This is a genomic window from Paenibacillus sp. Marseille-Q9583 (assembly GCF_976954365.1).
Map to the genome: position 1 here is coordinate 148,446 of NZ_CDRJTB010000003.1, position 14,589 is coordinate 163,034.

A 14,589-nucleotide genomic window follows, 5' to 3' on the forward strand; every position below is an offset into this window, starting at 1 on the left:
ATGAGTGAAGGAATTATCACAATTCCTTAAAAGGAGGAGCGTCAATGGCAAGATTACAATGTAAATGTGGTGAAGCACTTTCAAACTCAAATGCACCCAATGACGTTGAATTAAGGGTCTATACAGATAGAGAATGGGACAAAATTATAAATTTAGGAGATTCAATTGACCCGGTTACAATACCGTTTCCCCGATATGATATATGGAGATGCATTGATTGCGAAAGGATTTATGTATTTGATGGTGATACAGTAATAAGGACATACGTGTTAGAAGATGGCAATTAATTTATTGTTTGGTGGGGCATAGTGCAGTTGGAAAAATCGTGTAGTTTATTTGGTGCTTTTGATCTTGATATTTAACCCATAAATATGGTGGGAAGTAACGGAGGGAATTTTGGAACTGTAGGAGCGGAGCGTTCGCCTTTGTCTCCGGATTTCAACCGTTAGAAACGGTATAAATAAAGAAATCTGGAGACAACAGCGACCGAAAGTCCAAACATTCCCGCAGTTACGTCCCATCACCAGATTTATCGTATTATCTCCATAGCCATCACCTAATCCATCACTATATCATCAATTAAGCTTTAAAATCGCCGAATTATCAACAAAAGTAGCCGTATTAAACAACATCAATACATCCTTAATATCATTCTGAGCCATGTACTCACTGATACTCCCGTTATAATAACGAATGTCGATCACGTGGATTTCCGGTACATGCTGAGTCAAAAAAGGGATGACACTATGCGCATAGGAGTCCTTGATGACGAGCAGCTTCTCCTGTTTGACCACTTTTGGATCAAGCTGGCTTGTGATTTTCATGAGGGCATGAACGCCGCCTAGGAAATAAGAGTATTTATCTTTTTTCTCCAGATAGCTTGGATCGTACATACTTGTTAAATTCTCACCCGTATCTACAATATGCATCTTGGTGGATACATCATGAACTGGCTTATACACTTGAATGGAATCTGGCGTCACTCCGATAAATTGACTCCGCGTATGGTAGCTTCCAAGGAACGAATCGCTAACCGTCTCAATCTCGAATTCGCTCTGGGGCAGAGGTTGCCATCCCATACTTTTAGCATAGGCTACGTAAGCCAAATAAGCGCCGTAGGTTGTCCAGTGATGATCGGTCCGATAATAAATGTCCTCTGAGGCATGAGGAGCAAGAACATTAAATCCATTTATAAAAGTAAGGCTATCCCCTACATCCTCAGCAATCGTTTGATTCACCTCGGCTTGCGAATATACGGGTGCTAACCAGGGCAGACGCTCGTTGTACAAGCCTACCGATGTCGGCGCAAGCAGAAAGGTCGTTTTGGCTTCGGTGTTTTTATCGGCAAAATGCTTCACAGCCGCTGTATATTGCTGAACCTTATTGTGATCAGGTGCCTCGAATTTTTCGAATAAGTAGCCGTCTTTCCCCTTATATATTCCGTTATTTTCTTGCTGCAACCTCATTTGCTCCATCGCCGATTTCACCCATACCCATTTGGCGCGAAAAGGGAAATGATCGGTTACGAAGCTTTCCGCCTCTTCCGCGTAGGTGTGGGATAATAAATTGTCCCATGTCAAATGGGGAGCACTTTGCAAATATCGATTCTCTAACTCGGAGAAACGTTGAACAGGCAGTAAGAAAAAGGTTATACCCACCAGAAACAGCGTCGCGACAAATCCCACCACTAGTATTCGATCCGTCCTCTGCTTCATAAACAATCACCCCCTAGAATCGGAAATATAAGAACGGGTTAAAGGTAGCATCCACTAAGTACGCGACAGATAGGAAGAACAGCACGCCATACCAAACCAGAGAAGGAATCGTTCTATTATCCATACGCTTGGAGAGTTTCAAAGGTACAGATGCTAAAGTTAGTACTACAAGTAGAATCGCGTTTGTGTAAGTAAAGTATAAAGTAGTGGTATTCCACAATGGCTGACCGTTAAAGCCGAGCATCGCTTGCAAGTAACTAAGTACCAGTGGAAGTTCTTCAAAGGCGAACAAGACCCATCCGATGAGAATGAGTACAATGGCATAGAAATGCCTAACCCAGCGCGGTAGGCGGCTAAGTAGCTTTAATCCCCACCATTTCTCAAAGATAAGAATAATCCCAAAGTATAATCCCCAGAGTAAAAAATTCCAGCTTGCTCCGTGCCAGATTCCCGTCAACAGCCAGACGACTAGGATATTGCGTACTTGAATGCCTAAACCCCGGCGGTTGCCTCCAAGCGGGATATATACGTAGTCACGAAACCAACTGCTAAGGGAAATATGCCATCTCCGCCAGAAGTCGGTAATGCTCTGTGAAATATAAGGTTTGTTGAAGTTCTCGTTAAAACGGAAGCCGAACATAAGTCCGAGGCCAATCGCCATATCTGAATATCCACTGAAATCAAAATAGATCTGAAAAGCAAATGCAATAATGCCAATCCAAGCGGTTAAAGCAGGTATAGAATCTAGATTGGAGCTGGAAATGGTGTGCCAGAGCAAACCGATGTTATTGGCAAGCAGCACTTTTTTGGCAAGTCCGATAATGAATCTTCGTACACCCTCTGCGAACATGGAGATATCCACCGAACGCGCTCGTAATTGCTCTGCAATGGTGTTGTATTGAACGATAGGACCGGCTACTAATTGCGGGAACAAGGCTACAAACGTACCGAAATCAATCCAATTCCGCTGTGCTTTAGCAGTTCCTCTGTAGACGTCAATGATGTACGACATGGATTGAAAGGTATAGAACGAAATCCCAATAGGTAGTGGTAAATCAGTTAATGGGATATGAGTACCGAGGAGTTCGTTTACATTTTGGATGAGAAAATCTGCATATTTGAAATACGACAATAAGCCCAGGTTAATAACCATAGAGCTAACCACAATCCACTTGCGTTGTACCTTAGTTAGCTTCGGTCTACTAAGAAGTAGACCAAAGCCGTAATCCGTAATGGTGGACAGCAACATAATTACAATGTAGACGGGTTCGCCCCAAGCATAAAACACCAGACTGCTTAAGAACAATATGAGGTTTTTGATTCGCCAAGGCGAAACATAGTAGAGTGCAAGTACAGCCGGCAGGAACAGGAATAGGAACAGTAGGCTGCTGAATACCATCGCTAATTATTTTTTAGTAAACAAGGTATCGAATTCAGTCACCAGCTGATCAGCACTCTCCGAAATCACGAATAAGATGTAATTGCCTTTTGTGACCAGCTTATAATTTTGGGCGTTCTCATACTGATCCGGAAGGTATTGTTCGAATTGCTTTTGAATATCAGTCGCACGCTCTTTGACGGCGGTTTCGACAGTAGAGATATCTTTTGCATCTTTAACTTTTAAAATGGCAATTTCGTTACTTTTCACATTCATCATTGGCATTCTAATGCTATAATCTTCAAGTAATGATGGAGCTAGATGGTACAGCTGAGCCACCATATCTTCTTCAACTTCCATTAATGAAGGCTGTTCCACTTTTGCAAGCATCTCGTCGATCATTTCTTTCGACGTCAGATTGGTTTCGACAACGGCTTCATTGTTACTACTGGAACAGGCGCTAAGCATTACACTTAATACAATAGTTAACGCTAGAATGAAGGTATGTTTTTTCAATTAGGTCACTCTCCTTGGTGTGTTTGATCTACGTTTCTCTAGTTAACTAACGTAAAGAATCTATAGAATGTTGCGGGACACTTTCTTTCGAATACTTTACCCCAATTTTGTGGAAATATGTTTAAAGGAAAAGGTCATGCAAAGATCTTCCTCTCTTAGCTTGCGCAATGGTTGGTTATACTGTTAATGTTAGATAGATAGTTTTGAATAGAAGGGGATTGAACGGAATGATCGAAGAACTGAACAATAATGGACTACCGGAGAATTACGAGGAATTAAAGAAAGCTGCCAACCGCTCTGCGGATTGGAGAGCCCGTCTAGAAGCTGTTGAAGAACTAGGACAGACTAACCACAAACAAATTATCGATATCCTGACGCGTTTAATGGAGAGCGATCCTGTATATACAGTTCAAGAAGCGGCTTACCTTAAACTGAAGGCATTCGGCGAAGATGTGAAAGCACCGTCCAAGAATAAACCGGAGCTAGTAAAAGGCGTATCCAAAATACTCCTGAGAATCAAGAAGAGCTTGCCAAGAGATCATTCGTACGAAGATTTCAAAGAGAAACTGAAGAAGATGAGAATCGACGTGTACGATATTTACGAAGGCGAAAAGGGCGCTGACTTTGACGCTTGGCTGACGAAGATGTGGAATTCCTCGAACAAGTAAAGGATGACAACATGCAAACTAACAAATTGACAGAACAATTTCAAGAATATCTTAAGCTTTCCGCTGACTTACGTCCTGACTATATTGCCAGCTTAGGTAAGGGGGATAATGAAGCGAAGATTACGGCGATTTTTCCGGAAGCCCCTGAACTGCTGAAGGTCATTTATAACACAGTTTCTGGTACAAGCAGTGAGGAAGAAGAACCAAGTCTGATCGAATTTATTCCAGGGTATCGTCTAATTCATATTAATGAATATGAAGCAGAGATGAAGATTTTAGCTGGAATATTGGAAGAAAAAGGCCATCAAGTGGATGGAGTTATCTTGCCGATCTTAACGAACTACGGTAGCGACTTCATTTGTTACTATAAATCTGCAGATGGTGTGGAACGTGTATGTGACCTGCTGCATGATTTTGGGGATCTGATTGTCATGTATGAATCACCTGAAAAGTTCCTGGAGACTTTATGTGAGTTCTACAAGCAGGAGGTTTATTTCCTGGATGAAGAGGGTTACCTCGATTGCGATTTAGTAAAAGAGGGCGAAGTTGGCGCGGCTCTAAACCCGGATGCGAAATATTGGTCCGAGTAACAAGCTGATACCCTATAAAGAAGAGCAGCAGTCCTATTACGGACTAGCTGCTCTTTGTTTATTAAATATCTACTGTTATGTTACTCCTGCGCAGCACGTTTCTCCTGCTCACGAAGCTCTACTCTCCGTATTTTTCCGGAGGTCGTCTTCGGAAGATCTTGAATGAACTCGATTTTGCGTGGATATTTATAAGGAGCGGTCCACTCTTTAACATGGGATTGCAGCTCCTTCACAAGCTCTGGAGAAGCGGCGGTCTCATCTTTTAGTACAATAAAAGCTTTAACGATATGTCCGCGGATTTCATCCGGACTTGCAACGACCGCGCATTCCTTAACCGAAGCATGTTTCATAAGGGCTTCTTCTACTTCGAAAGGACCTATGGTGTAGCCCGAGCTAATGATAATGTCATCTCCACGGCCCTCGAACCAGAAATAACCCTCTTCATCTTTCCGTGCCCGGTCACCAGTTATGAAGAACTCGCCGTGAGTAGAGCTTTCTTTTCTGCCGGGGTCTTTGTAATAGGTATGGAATAACGCTGGCATGCTTAAGTGCACTGCGATATCTCCAACAACTCCAGCAGGTAACGGAATGCCGTCCTCATCTACCACTTCAACTAGACCTGGAGCAATAGACTTACCCATAGAACCTATTCGAATAGGTGTATCTTTGAGAGTACCGATAATAAGCGTGCTTTCTGTTTGACCGTAACCATCACGAATCGTGATATTGAATTCACGCTGGAAGGTGTTGATAACCTCTTGATTCAAAGGTTCTCCAGCGGAAACCGCGCAGCGAAGGTGGGACAAGTCATACTGATTGAGATTTTCTAATTTGGCCATCAAGCGATATTCGGTTGGCGTACAGCATAATACCTCGATGTTGTGATCTTGTAGCAGCTGCAAATATTTTTTGGGATGAAATGATCCACTATATACAAAGCCGGTCGCCCCGTTACCAAGGACGGTTAGGAAGGGGCTCCAGATCCACTTCTGCCAGCCCGGTGCTGCTGTTGCCCAAACGGTGTCGGTTTCTTTGATATCGAGCCATTGAGGCGATGTGATTCGTAAGTGAGCATAACCCCAGCCATGACTGTGAACGACTGCTTTAGGGTTGCCAGTTGTTCCAGAGGTATATGCCAAGATCGCCATATCGTCCCGGTGGCTTTCGACTGCTGTGAATTTGTCTGGTTGATCAATCATTAGGCCTTCCAGATCTAGCCATCCATGACCGAGCTCGTCAGGGTCGCCGGATACAGAAAGACGGTAAGCCAGAGCAGGCAGATCGTCTGAGATTTTATTAACTTCATCAGTGACCTCGGACCAAGCAATAACAGCTCTGGCTTCAGAATGCCGCAGACGATAAGATAAATCCTTGGCGCGAAGCATTTCTGATGAAGGGATAATGGCAAGTCCTAGCTTCAGACATGCTAAATAGATGACATAAGCGATGATTCGACGGGGAACCATTACAAGAACACGATCCCCTTGCTGAAGGCCGAGTGCTGTGAGCCCTCCGGCAAGCTGGTTAGCTTGCTTGCGAAGATCTCCGTAAGTGATCTCTTCGTAGTCTCCTTGTTCATTCAACCACTTAAGCGCAATCTTTTCCGGAGCATGTCGTTCCATTTCCGAAGTGAGATTGTAGTACTCAGGTGCGATCCACTGCTGATTATCCAATATGAACCTCTCCTATATAAAACAAGATGTGTATAACTGTTATGCTTAGTATAGCACGTTATCCTAGTACCAGGTACTAGTACCTTGATGCTTAAATTTGATATCATAGGGTTCAGAAGGTTAAGATAACTTGTGTAAATATAAATCCAGAAAGTGAGAACTATGTTATGAATCACACAACTTTTGATGAAATATTCGCTATTATGGAAGCCTCTTTTCCTACCTCCGAGATCAGAACCTATGAGGGACAACAGGAGTTATTGGATGTTCCACATTACCGATTGATTACCGAAGTGAATGCTGAGGGGAAAATCATTGCTTTTATAGCTTGCTGGGAGTTTCCAGGATTTCGATTTGTAGAACATATTGCCGTGGACCCAAGTATAAGAGGTGGAGGCATTGGTAAAAAGCTGATGGAAGAATATATCCGTCAGTCGGGCAAGCCTGTGCTTCTTGAAGTAGAGCCGCCACTGGGTGAAATGGAACAACGGAGAATTGGCTTTTATGAGCGACTGGGCTTCCATTTGAATCCTTATGCGTATGTGCAGCCCCCTCTGCGTGAGGAAAATGCTGATTTACCGCTTCAAATTATGACTTACCCTAACCCTGTCGATGTAGAAGAATTCAATCTTTATAGAGAAATTTTATATACAGAAGTGTATAAGGTTACAACGCCGTATCAAAGTTAATCTAACAGCAATCCGTACGATCCTTTTTAGGACAAGCGGGTTGCTGTTTTTATTTTTGGTTAAATGAATGATATCTTGATTTTTTTAATTACAAAATGGGTACAAGTAAGAAACAACTTAGAGACATAATCTTATTTAGTTTGAGCTAAAGTAAGAACAAAGATTGAACTTTCGAGGAGGGCTTACTTATGAAAAACAAAAAAATAATTATAGCAACAATGGTGTTTGGGATGGTAGTCACAGGATCAGCCGGTGTGTACGCAGGAACTAAACTTCAGAAAATTACGGCATATCTCAATCACAGCATTGGATTTAAGGTGAATGGCACGGCTTATACGCCAGTTGATAATAAAGGAAATGCACTGGCACCAATTACGTATAACAATACAACCTATCTTCCTGTACGTGCGATTGCTGATGTGATGAAGGTGCCTGTGACCTTTGATGCGGTGAACAATCAGGTTATTCTTGGCACAGGAGGCTCGGTGACTGACACTATTTCTCTGGCTCCTGTACAATACAGCAACACTCAGAAAGAAGAGATTGTTAAAGCCTTCGCCAATTTCCAAGGTTTCGAAACAGCCTATGCACCTACTCAAATGGTGAGTGGAGACGCATTTCAAAAAGTAGTGGGTTCAGATGATGGTGTGAACTTTCTGTTCAAGCAAATGAAGGTGAATATTTCTCCTCGTGATTACGCCTACGATTATAAAGGTGAAACTGTAAAGCTTTCTAACGGAACCGAAGCTAAATGGTATAGTCCATCCACCGATTCGTTGTTCTTGACCTATAAGCTGGGTGACCGTTATGTAACAATCAGCTCTCCAAATAAAACGATGAGTAAGGCGCATTTGGAGAAAGTAGCAGTGCATGTGCTGAAATGGAATAAATAACTCTACAAATAGTAATGAACGTGTCAACTATAAAAAGCAGCAAGTCTCCCGATTTTGGAGAGGCTTGCTGCTTTTTATTGAGATATAGGGCAAGTATAAATTTTAATGGGCAGACTTTGTATTTTTTTGGTAAACTTCAGAAGGGTCTATTTTAATAATTGGAAAAATTAAGGACTTAAAGAAAGGATTGTAATAATATTTGTTTGATAGAAGGAGAGCTATTGTTATGATGAAAAAAGTATGGAGTCTTCTGATTATGTTGATAGTTGCTTTAGCACCGCTAAGCCATATGCCCGCTAATGCGGAAGCTGTAGAGCCGAATACAGGGGCAGAACAACAATTGAAGATGCAAGAGCCAATTTCCTTCCCTGATTTTTCTTACAATTCTACAATTGAGTATCTGGGAACAGCAAATGGACTTTTGTACTTCGATGTGCCGTATTCGGGTAAGAGTCCTCGTAATGAAAAAAAACAGATGCTTCTTAAGTATATCGTTACGATTAATGCTAAGACGAATACAATTCAGTGGAAGGTTCCGATCTATGGGGGATTTGGTTACGGCGCACGTGCTTTTTTTGACGAAACAGGAAACTTCTACAGTGTAATTGGAGCAGGACTGAAAAGCCCCTCGAATGAAACGTTCCTGTATTCGATTAGCCCTAAGGGGGTAATGAAATGGCAGACGTTATTCCCTGATTTTGTATTCGAACTTAGTATAATTAATAATAAGATAATCGTGACTGATAGGGACGAAATCACAGCGGTGAATTTGGATGGTAAAGTAGCTTGGAAGAAAAATTTTAGTAGCAAGGATACGCAGAAGTATTCATATTGGATTTGTGATGTTACTTCGAATGAAATATTGGTGCTCAAAACTGAGCTTTATAGTGCTAAACCGGTATCCTTTGATGTCTTTGACTGGAATCTCAAGAAAAAATTCAGCTTGCCGTTACAATCAACTACAAAAATAGGGCAAATACTGAAGCTTAACAATGATCTATATATTTTAGAAAAAAAGATATCCCAGAGTACTTCGCAACTGGTGGCTTTAGGTGCAAATGGGAAAGAGAAATGGACAAAGAAGATTGCTCCAACAACGAACAAAAGCTACATTTTGGATGGCAAACTCATGTTCTTCAATAAAACAGGATTCTATGTACTGAACGGTAACGGTGAGCAACTGAATCATACCCCACTTGCTCCCCTATCCAACAGTTCATTAGGCTACAAAATACGGTTGGACGACAAACACATTTCTATTGTGCCTGAATTAAGACCTGAAGGCAAAACTGCACTGACTGTGCTCGACCGTAAGAGTTATAAGACATTGTATTCGTTCGCAAGTCCGTTTAGAGGTGGAGAACAGCCTGTTTATTACGATGATTTATTCATAGCTAATGATAATTTGTACATGGTCTATTCTAGTAAGCTCTTTCCGTTAAAATAGCTCAGACCGAAAGCCCGTGCGCTTGCACGGGCTTTTTTCAAATATATGAATGTAAAGTTGCATATTATTATTTATCAAAATTATTCTCAAAAAAAGCGCCTTGCGTCCTTTTTAAGGACACTGAAGGCGTTTTTTGCTTGTTTCTGAGCTATTCCAATGCAGAATTACTTACTATGTTGCTTATTGGGCAGCTTTTGACTTGGTGTTGATTTGCCATGATGCTCTTTATTCTTCTCTGCTTTCTTTTGGGTGTCGTGTACTTTTTCTACAAAAGCATGAGTATCGTCCATGTTTATCCTCCTTGATTGGCAACCTTGCTGTTACTGTAACCACTTTTGTAAGAATACATACACGATGTACTTTACAAACTTCTATGTTTATAAAGACATTGCGAAAATATTTAATAGTTACTATAAATGGATGCAAGCATTTCATAGAACAGTAAGGGAGACTGATTATGAACAGGTTATTTAAACAAGCTGTATCCATGACCTTAGCTTTCGTTATGGTACTGGGAATTACATTCACAGGAATACCAGCTTATGCTGAAGACAGCAATGGGGATGCTGGACTACTGCAATTACAATCGTTAGAGCCTGTTACATTATTGGCAGGGAATTCTACGTGGAAGTATCTAGATCACGGAACAGATCAAGCGACGGTATGGCGGTCCGTGTACGATGATTCAACATGGGCGTCTGGCCAAGCGCCGCTTGGTTATAAAGATAATGGAACCGGAGTCAGCAGCAAGCAATTTGGTGCTCTGAACACAAATATAAGCTACGGTTCTAATAAGAGTATGAAATATCGTACTTCTTACTTCCGGACAAACGTAACGGTGAATAAGGAAGAGATTGCGAAATCCGATAAAATCTTGGGTAACTTCGCATTTGATGACGGAGCTATACTATATTTGAACGGTAAAGAAATTTACCGTGAGGCTATGCCAGCGGGCGAAATTAATTTTCAAACAAAAAGTTCAACTAACTTAAGTGATCCAAACGAATATACCAAGGTAGACCTTACCGAAGTAGTAAAGGCTAACTTGAAGGATGGAAGTAATGAGCTTTCAGCTGAGGTGCATCAATCGAGTGATGGTAGCTCTGACCTCTATTGGGATATGAACCTGATTGCTTATCCGGTAGTAGAGCCTGTAGAACCTGGAGTTGGTAAGCCTGAGTCCATCGCACTGACTTTTAACGGAAACCCTCAGACTAGTATGGGATTCAACTGGTATGCACCTGAGAGTGTGACGGGTACCAAGCTTGAAGTAGTAGAAGCTTCTAAATTAGTGGACGGTCAGTTCACGGTAGGTGCTCAATCTTACGAAGGAACATCGGTTACAACAAGCGTGTATATGACAAAAGCGGATAAGTCAGCTAAAAAACCAGTTGTATTGACTAGTCATAAGGTCATTGCTGATCATCTGCAGCCGGGAACGGAGTATGCTTACCGTGCTGGGGATGGACAAGCTGACAATTGGAGTGACATCGGAACGTTTACAACAGAAAGCTCTAGTAATCAGGCATTTAAGTTCTTATATACAACGGACTCTCAAGGAACAACTGAAGGTGATTTTGATATTTGGAATCATACCCTTCAAGAGGGATTGGCTAAATTCCCGACAAGTGAATTCATTCTGAATTCTGGTGATTTAGTAGACAACGGTGATATTGAGGAGCAATGGGGATGGTTCTTCAATAAACCAAAGGATATTCTAGCAAATATTCCATTGGTTCCACTGGTAGGTAATCATGAAAGTAAGAGTTATAGCAATTACACAACTCATTTTAATTTACCTAATGTCTCGAATACGGGCGCAAAACCAGATGGCTCTGTATATTCTTTTGACTACGGTTCAGCACACTTTATGGTTATTAATACAGAATATTATGGTGCTAGCTCGAGTCTTGAGAATAACGAAATTTACAAAAAACAAGTAGAGTGGCTGCGCAGTGAAGCCGCGAAAAGCGATCAGAAGTGGAAGGTTGTGCTTTTGCATAAATCACCTTATTCAGTTGCCAGTCACACAAATGATACAGATGTACTCTATTACAGAGCTAATTTGACAAAGGTATTTGATGAGCTTGGTATTGACATGGTTATCGGAGGACATGACCACACCTATACTAGAAGCTATCAAATGTACAACAATCAGCCGTTGACGGATATTAAGCCGGACAAAAACGGAGTGGTAACTGATCCTAAGGGTACGTTATACCTGATTACAAATGCAGCGGGTAATAAAAAATATAATGTTGGCGCAGGTCCGTTTCCTTTTGCAGCTAAATACGAGCAGCCTGGTAAGGAAATGTTCACAGGAATGACTGTAACGAATAATGAATTTTCATACGAAGCCTACACCACGACAACTGGTGGATCTACTGACTTGTATGATAAATACAGCATTCATAAGTCTGACGTAGCTGTTAAACCTGTGCAAAATGCAAAAGCTACTGTAGCAGATGGCGGTAAAATCACGTTAACTTGGGATGCGCCTGCATCCGGTGCACCGGTATCAGGATATCGCATTTATGAGCAAAATGATCTAGTATCTGCAAACTGGACGGTCAGTGTTCCTAATACGGAAGGTCAAACTTCTTATAGTTACACTGTAGAAAATACTAATCCGAACCAAACCTATCAATTTGTTATCAAAGCTGTAAGTGACAGAACCAATTCTGAAGCTAAAATTGCTTCTACCGATTCTATCAAAAAAGTTACAGTTACCTTTAATGGCGACCCAGTGAGTGCGAAAGGATTCACTTGGTATACAGCGTTGAAATCTTCAGGAAGCGACCTGCAGGTTGTAGAGAACACGGGCGTTACTCCAGACTTTACAAAAGCTGCTGAGTTTACAGGACGTTCAGCTGTTTCCAGAAATTCTAAGGATGAATTAGTTCATAAAGCTGAAGCTTCTGGCCTTAAGGCTGATACGAAATACTACTTTCGTGTAGGTGATAAAGCACTGGGATTGTGGAGTGCAGTGGGAACCTTCGAAACAGCTGCTAAGACAGGTGCATTTACTTTCATCGATCTGGCGGACACACAAGCTAAGACCGAAGATGAGGCTATTCTTTCTGGAGAAACGATGGCAAAAGCACTTACGACATTCCCGAATGCTGAGTTTGTGGCGATTAACGGAGATATCGTAGATACTGGAACCAATGAATCACAATGGAATTGGTTGCTTGGCCATTCGCAGGAAACCTTGCTCAATACGACTATTGTTCCAGTTGCGGGGAACCATGAGGATAAAGCGAATGCCTTCTATGAGCACTACAATATTAAGGAAGCTGCAGGCTCACCAACAGAAACAGGAGCATACTATTCCTATGATTACAGCAATGCGCACTTTATAGTCTTGAACACGAATGAGAATTCGGATGAATATGCTAATTTCAGCAAAGCACAGTTGGATTGGATGAAGGCCGATGTAAAAGCAGCGAAGGCTGCTGGAGCGAAGTGGATTATCGTCGCTATGCATAAAGGACCATACACAACCTCTAACCACGCTACTGACAAAGATATTATGGGCGCTAATGGAGAAAGAGCGAAAGTCGCTCCAATGATGGCTGAACTGGGTATTGACCTGGTGCTTCAAGGTCACGATCATATCTATGCACGAACCAAGCCAATCAAGGCTGACGGAACTGCAGCAGACACAGTGAAAATCAAGGAAAGCTTCAATGGTCAAACGGTAGAGTACACAGTAAACCCAGATGGAACAATCTATCTGATTCCAGCTACGGCAGGAGCGAAGGTTTACTATAAGAACATGAAGAAAGAATTGGGAGATGCTTACTATAATCTCTTTGAAGTAGCCAATGAGAATACAGCCGCTAAATACGGAGCGGACCCAAGTGATGCTACGCGTCCAAAACGCGGTCAAGTTCAAACCTTTGTTGGTATCACTGTAGATGCAGGGAAGCTGACAGCTGTATCTTATGAGATCGATCAAAATGTTAATGATGCTAAACCATACGTTCTTGAAGAGTTTGGTATTGTTAAGGAATCTGTAGTAAACCCAACACCTGAACCGACAACAGCACCAACAACAGCGCCAACAACAGCGCCAACAACAGCACCAACAACAGCGCCAACAACAGCACCAACAACAGCACCAACAACAGCGCCAACAACAGCACCAACAACAGCGCCAACAACAGCGCCAACAACAGCGCCAACAACAGCGCCAACAACAGCACCAACAACAAAACCGACAGCAACACCAGCACCAACAGTAGCGCCAACAGCTACACCAGCGCCGACAACGGTGGCTTCACCAACTGTGAAGCCAGTTAGTAAGCCATCTTTAACAGATACTAGCAATCACTGGGCGGCTGCTGTTATCGAGAAAGCAGTAGCAGCTGGCTTCGTTAGTGGTTATCCGGATGATACTTTCCGTCCGAATCAGAAAGTAAATCGGGTTGAATTTATCACAATGCTGGCACGTGCATTGCAATTGCCGGAGAATGGTGACACTTCAAGCTTTAAGGATTCTGCGAAGATTCCAGCATGGGCTAAGTCTTTTGTGGCACAGGCTGTATCTCTGCAAATTATCAGTGGCTATGATGATGGAACATTCCGTCCTACACAGGAGCTAACACGTACAGAATTAGCAGTTATGGTTGTTCGCGCTCTTGGTATTACAATAGATCCTAAAGCGACATTAACCTTCAATGATGCTAAGGATGTACCAGCATGGGCAGTGCCGTATATTGCAGCAGCAGCGAAATCAGGCCTTGTGAATGGTGTAGGGCAGAATAAATTTGCACCTAACCAGAAGGCAACAAGAGCAGAGGCGGTTACCATAATCCTTGCATTATTAGAAAAAGGGCAGAAGTAAACTATTATCTGCGTGAAATGAACTCAAGCTTAGCTTGTATCGAACAAAGGGGTCTCAGCTTATCTGCTGGGGCTCTTTTGTGTCACTTTGCCGGAAAACATCTCTAAGGAAGTGGACTATTACGATGAAGAAGTAACAGAATACAAAATAATATGAATTTTAAAATAATGC

The 14,589-nt window shown here is 42.1% G+C and carries 12 protein-coding genes; 7 read left to right on the top strand and 5 right to left on the bottom strand.

Going from position 1 to position 14,589, the window contains the following annotated elements; all coding sequences use genetic code 11:
* Window positions 1–44 precede the first annotated feature (44 nt).
* A complete protein-coding gene (locus ACWNM1_RS03210; protein WP_341147110.1) occupies window positions 45–287 on the top strand; it encodes a hypothetical protein in 243 nt (80 codons plus the stop codon).
* A gap of 288 nt (window positions 288–575) precedes the next feature.
* Here the strand turns inward: ACWNM1_RS03210 and ACWNM1_RS03215 are convergent, their stop codons facing one another.
* Genes ACWNM1_RS03215 through ACWNM1_RS03225 form a run of 3 tightly spaced genes read right to left on the bottom strand, consistent with a single transcriptional unit; the run spans window position 576 to window position 3,609 of the window.
* The gene (locus ACWNM1_RS03215) at window positions 576–1,715 is read right to left on the bottom strand and encodes a DHHW family protein (protein ID WP_449599834.1); all 1,140 of its coding nucleotides are present in this window, start codon (window positions 1,713–1,715) and stop codon (window positions 576–578) included.
* A 13-nt stretch (window positions 1,716–1,728) separates the two neighbouring features.
* A complete protein-coding gene (locus ACWNM1_RS03220) occupies window positions 1,729–3,114 on the bottom strand; it encodes an MBOAT family O-acyltransferase (protein WP_449599836.1) in 1,386 nt (461 codons plus the stop codon).
* 6 nt (window positions 3,115–3,120) lie between these two features.
* Window positions 3,121–3,609, bottom strand: a complete 489-nt coding sequence (locus tag ACWNM1_RS03225; protein WP_449599838.1) for a DUF4358 domain-containing protein — start codon at window positions 3,607–3,609, stop codon at window positions 3,121–3,123.
* A 227-nt stretch (window positions 3,610–3,836) separates the two neighbouring features.
* Between ACWNM1_RS03225 and ACWNM1_RS03230 the strand changes: the two genes are divergently transcribed.
* Window positions 3,837–4,277: a HEAT repeat domain-containing protein gene (locus ACWNM1_RS03230; protein WP_449599840.1), complete on the top strand. Its 441-nt coding sequence runs from the start codon at window positions 3,837–3,839 to the stop codon at window positions 4,275–4,277.
* 11 nt (window positions 4,278–4,288) lie between these two features.
* On the top strand, window positions 4,289–4,867 hold the full coding sequence (locus ACWNM1_RS03235; protein WP_449599842.1) for a hypothetical protein: 579 nt from the start codon (window positions 4,289–4,291) through the stop codon (window positions 4,865–4,867).
* Between the two features lie 80 nt (window positions 4,868–4,947).
* Here the strand turns inward: ACWNM1_RS03235 and mbcS are convergent, their stop codons facing one another.
* The gene (gene mbcS, locus ACWNM1_RS03240; RefSeq protein ID WP_449599856.1) at window positions 4,948–6,543 is read right to left on the bottom strand and encodes an acyl-CoA synthetase MbcS; all 1,596 of its coding nucleotides are present in this window, start codon (window positions 6,541–6,543) and stop codon (window positions 4,948–4,950) included.
* 164 nt (window positions 6,544–6,707) lie between these two features.
* On the opposite strand from mbcS, the gene ACWNM1_RS03245 reads away from it, so the two are divergent.
* From ACWNM1_RS03245 to ACWNM1_RS03255, 3 genes are all read left to right on the top strand, one after another.
* Complete coding sequence (locus ACWNM1_RS03245; RefSeq protein WP_449599844.1) at window positions 6,708–7,229, top strand: GNAT family N-acetyltransferase; 522 nt, start codon at window positions 6,708–6,710, stop codon at window positions 7,227–7,229.
* 188 nt (window positions 7,230–7,417) lie between these two features.
* Window positions 7,418–8,122: a hypothetical protein gene (locus ACWNM1_RS03250; RefSeq protein WP_449599846.1), complete on the top strand. Its 705-nt coding sequence runs from the start codon at window positions 7,418–7,420 to the stop codon at window positions 8,120–8,122.
* A 226-nt stretch (window positions 8,123–8,348) separates the two neighbouring features.
* On the top strand, window positions 8,349–9,569 hold the full coding sequence (locus ACWNM1_RS03255; protein WP_449599848.1) for a hypothetical protein: 1,221 nt from the start codon (window positions 8,349–8,351) through the stop codon (window positions 9,567–9,569).
* 164 nt (window positions 9,570–9,733) lie between these two features.
* On the opposite strand, the gene ACWNM1_RS03260 is transcribed toward ACWNM1_RS03255, so the two are convergent.
* Window positions 9,734–9,859: a DUF4023 domain-containing protein gene (locus tag ACWNM1_RS03260; RefSeq protein WP_052414454.1), complete on the bottom strand. Its 126-nt coding sequence runs from the start codon at window positions 9,857–9,859 to the stop codon at window positions 9,734–9,736.
* Between the two features lie 167 nt (window positions 9,860–10,026).
* On the opposite strand from ACWNM1_RS03260, the gene ACWNM1_RS03265 reads away from it, so the two are divergent.
* The gene (locus tag ACWNM1_RS03265; protein WP_449599851.1) at window positions 10,027–14,418 is read left to right on the top strand and encodes an S-layer homology domain-containing protein; all 4,392 of its coding nucleotides are present in this window, start codon (window positions 10,027–10,029) and stop codon (window positions 14,416–14,418) included.
* The last annotated feature ends 171 nt before the right edge of the window (window positions 14,419–14,589 follow it).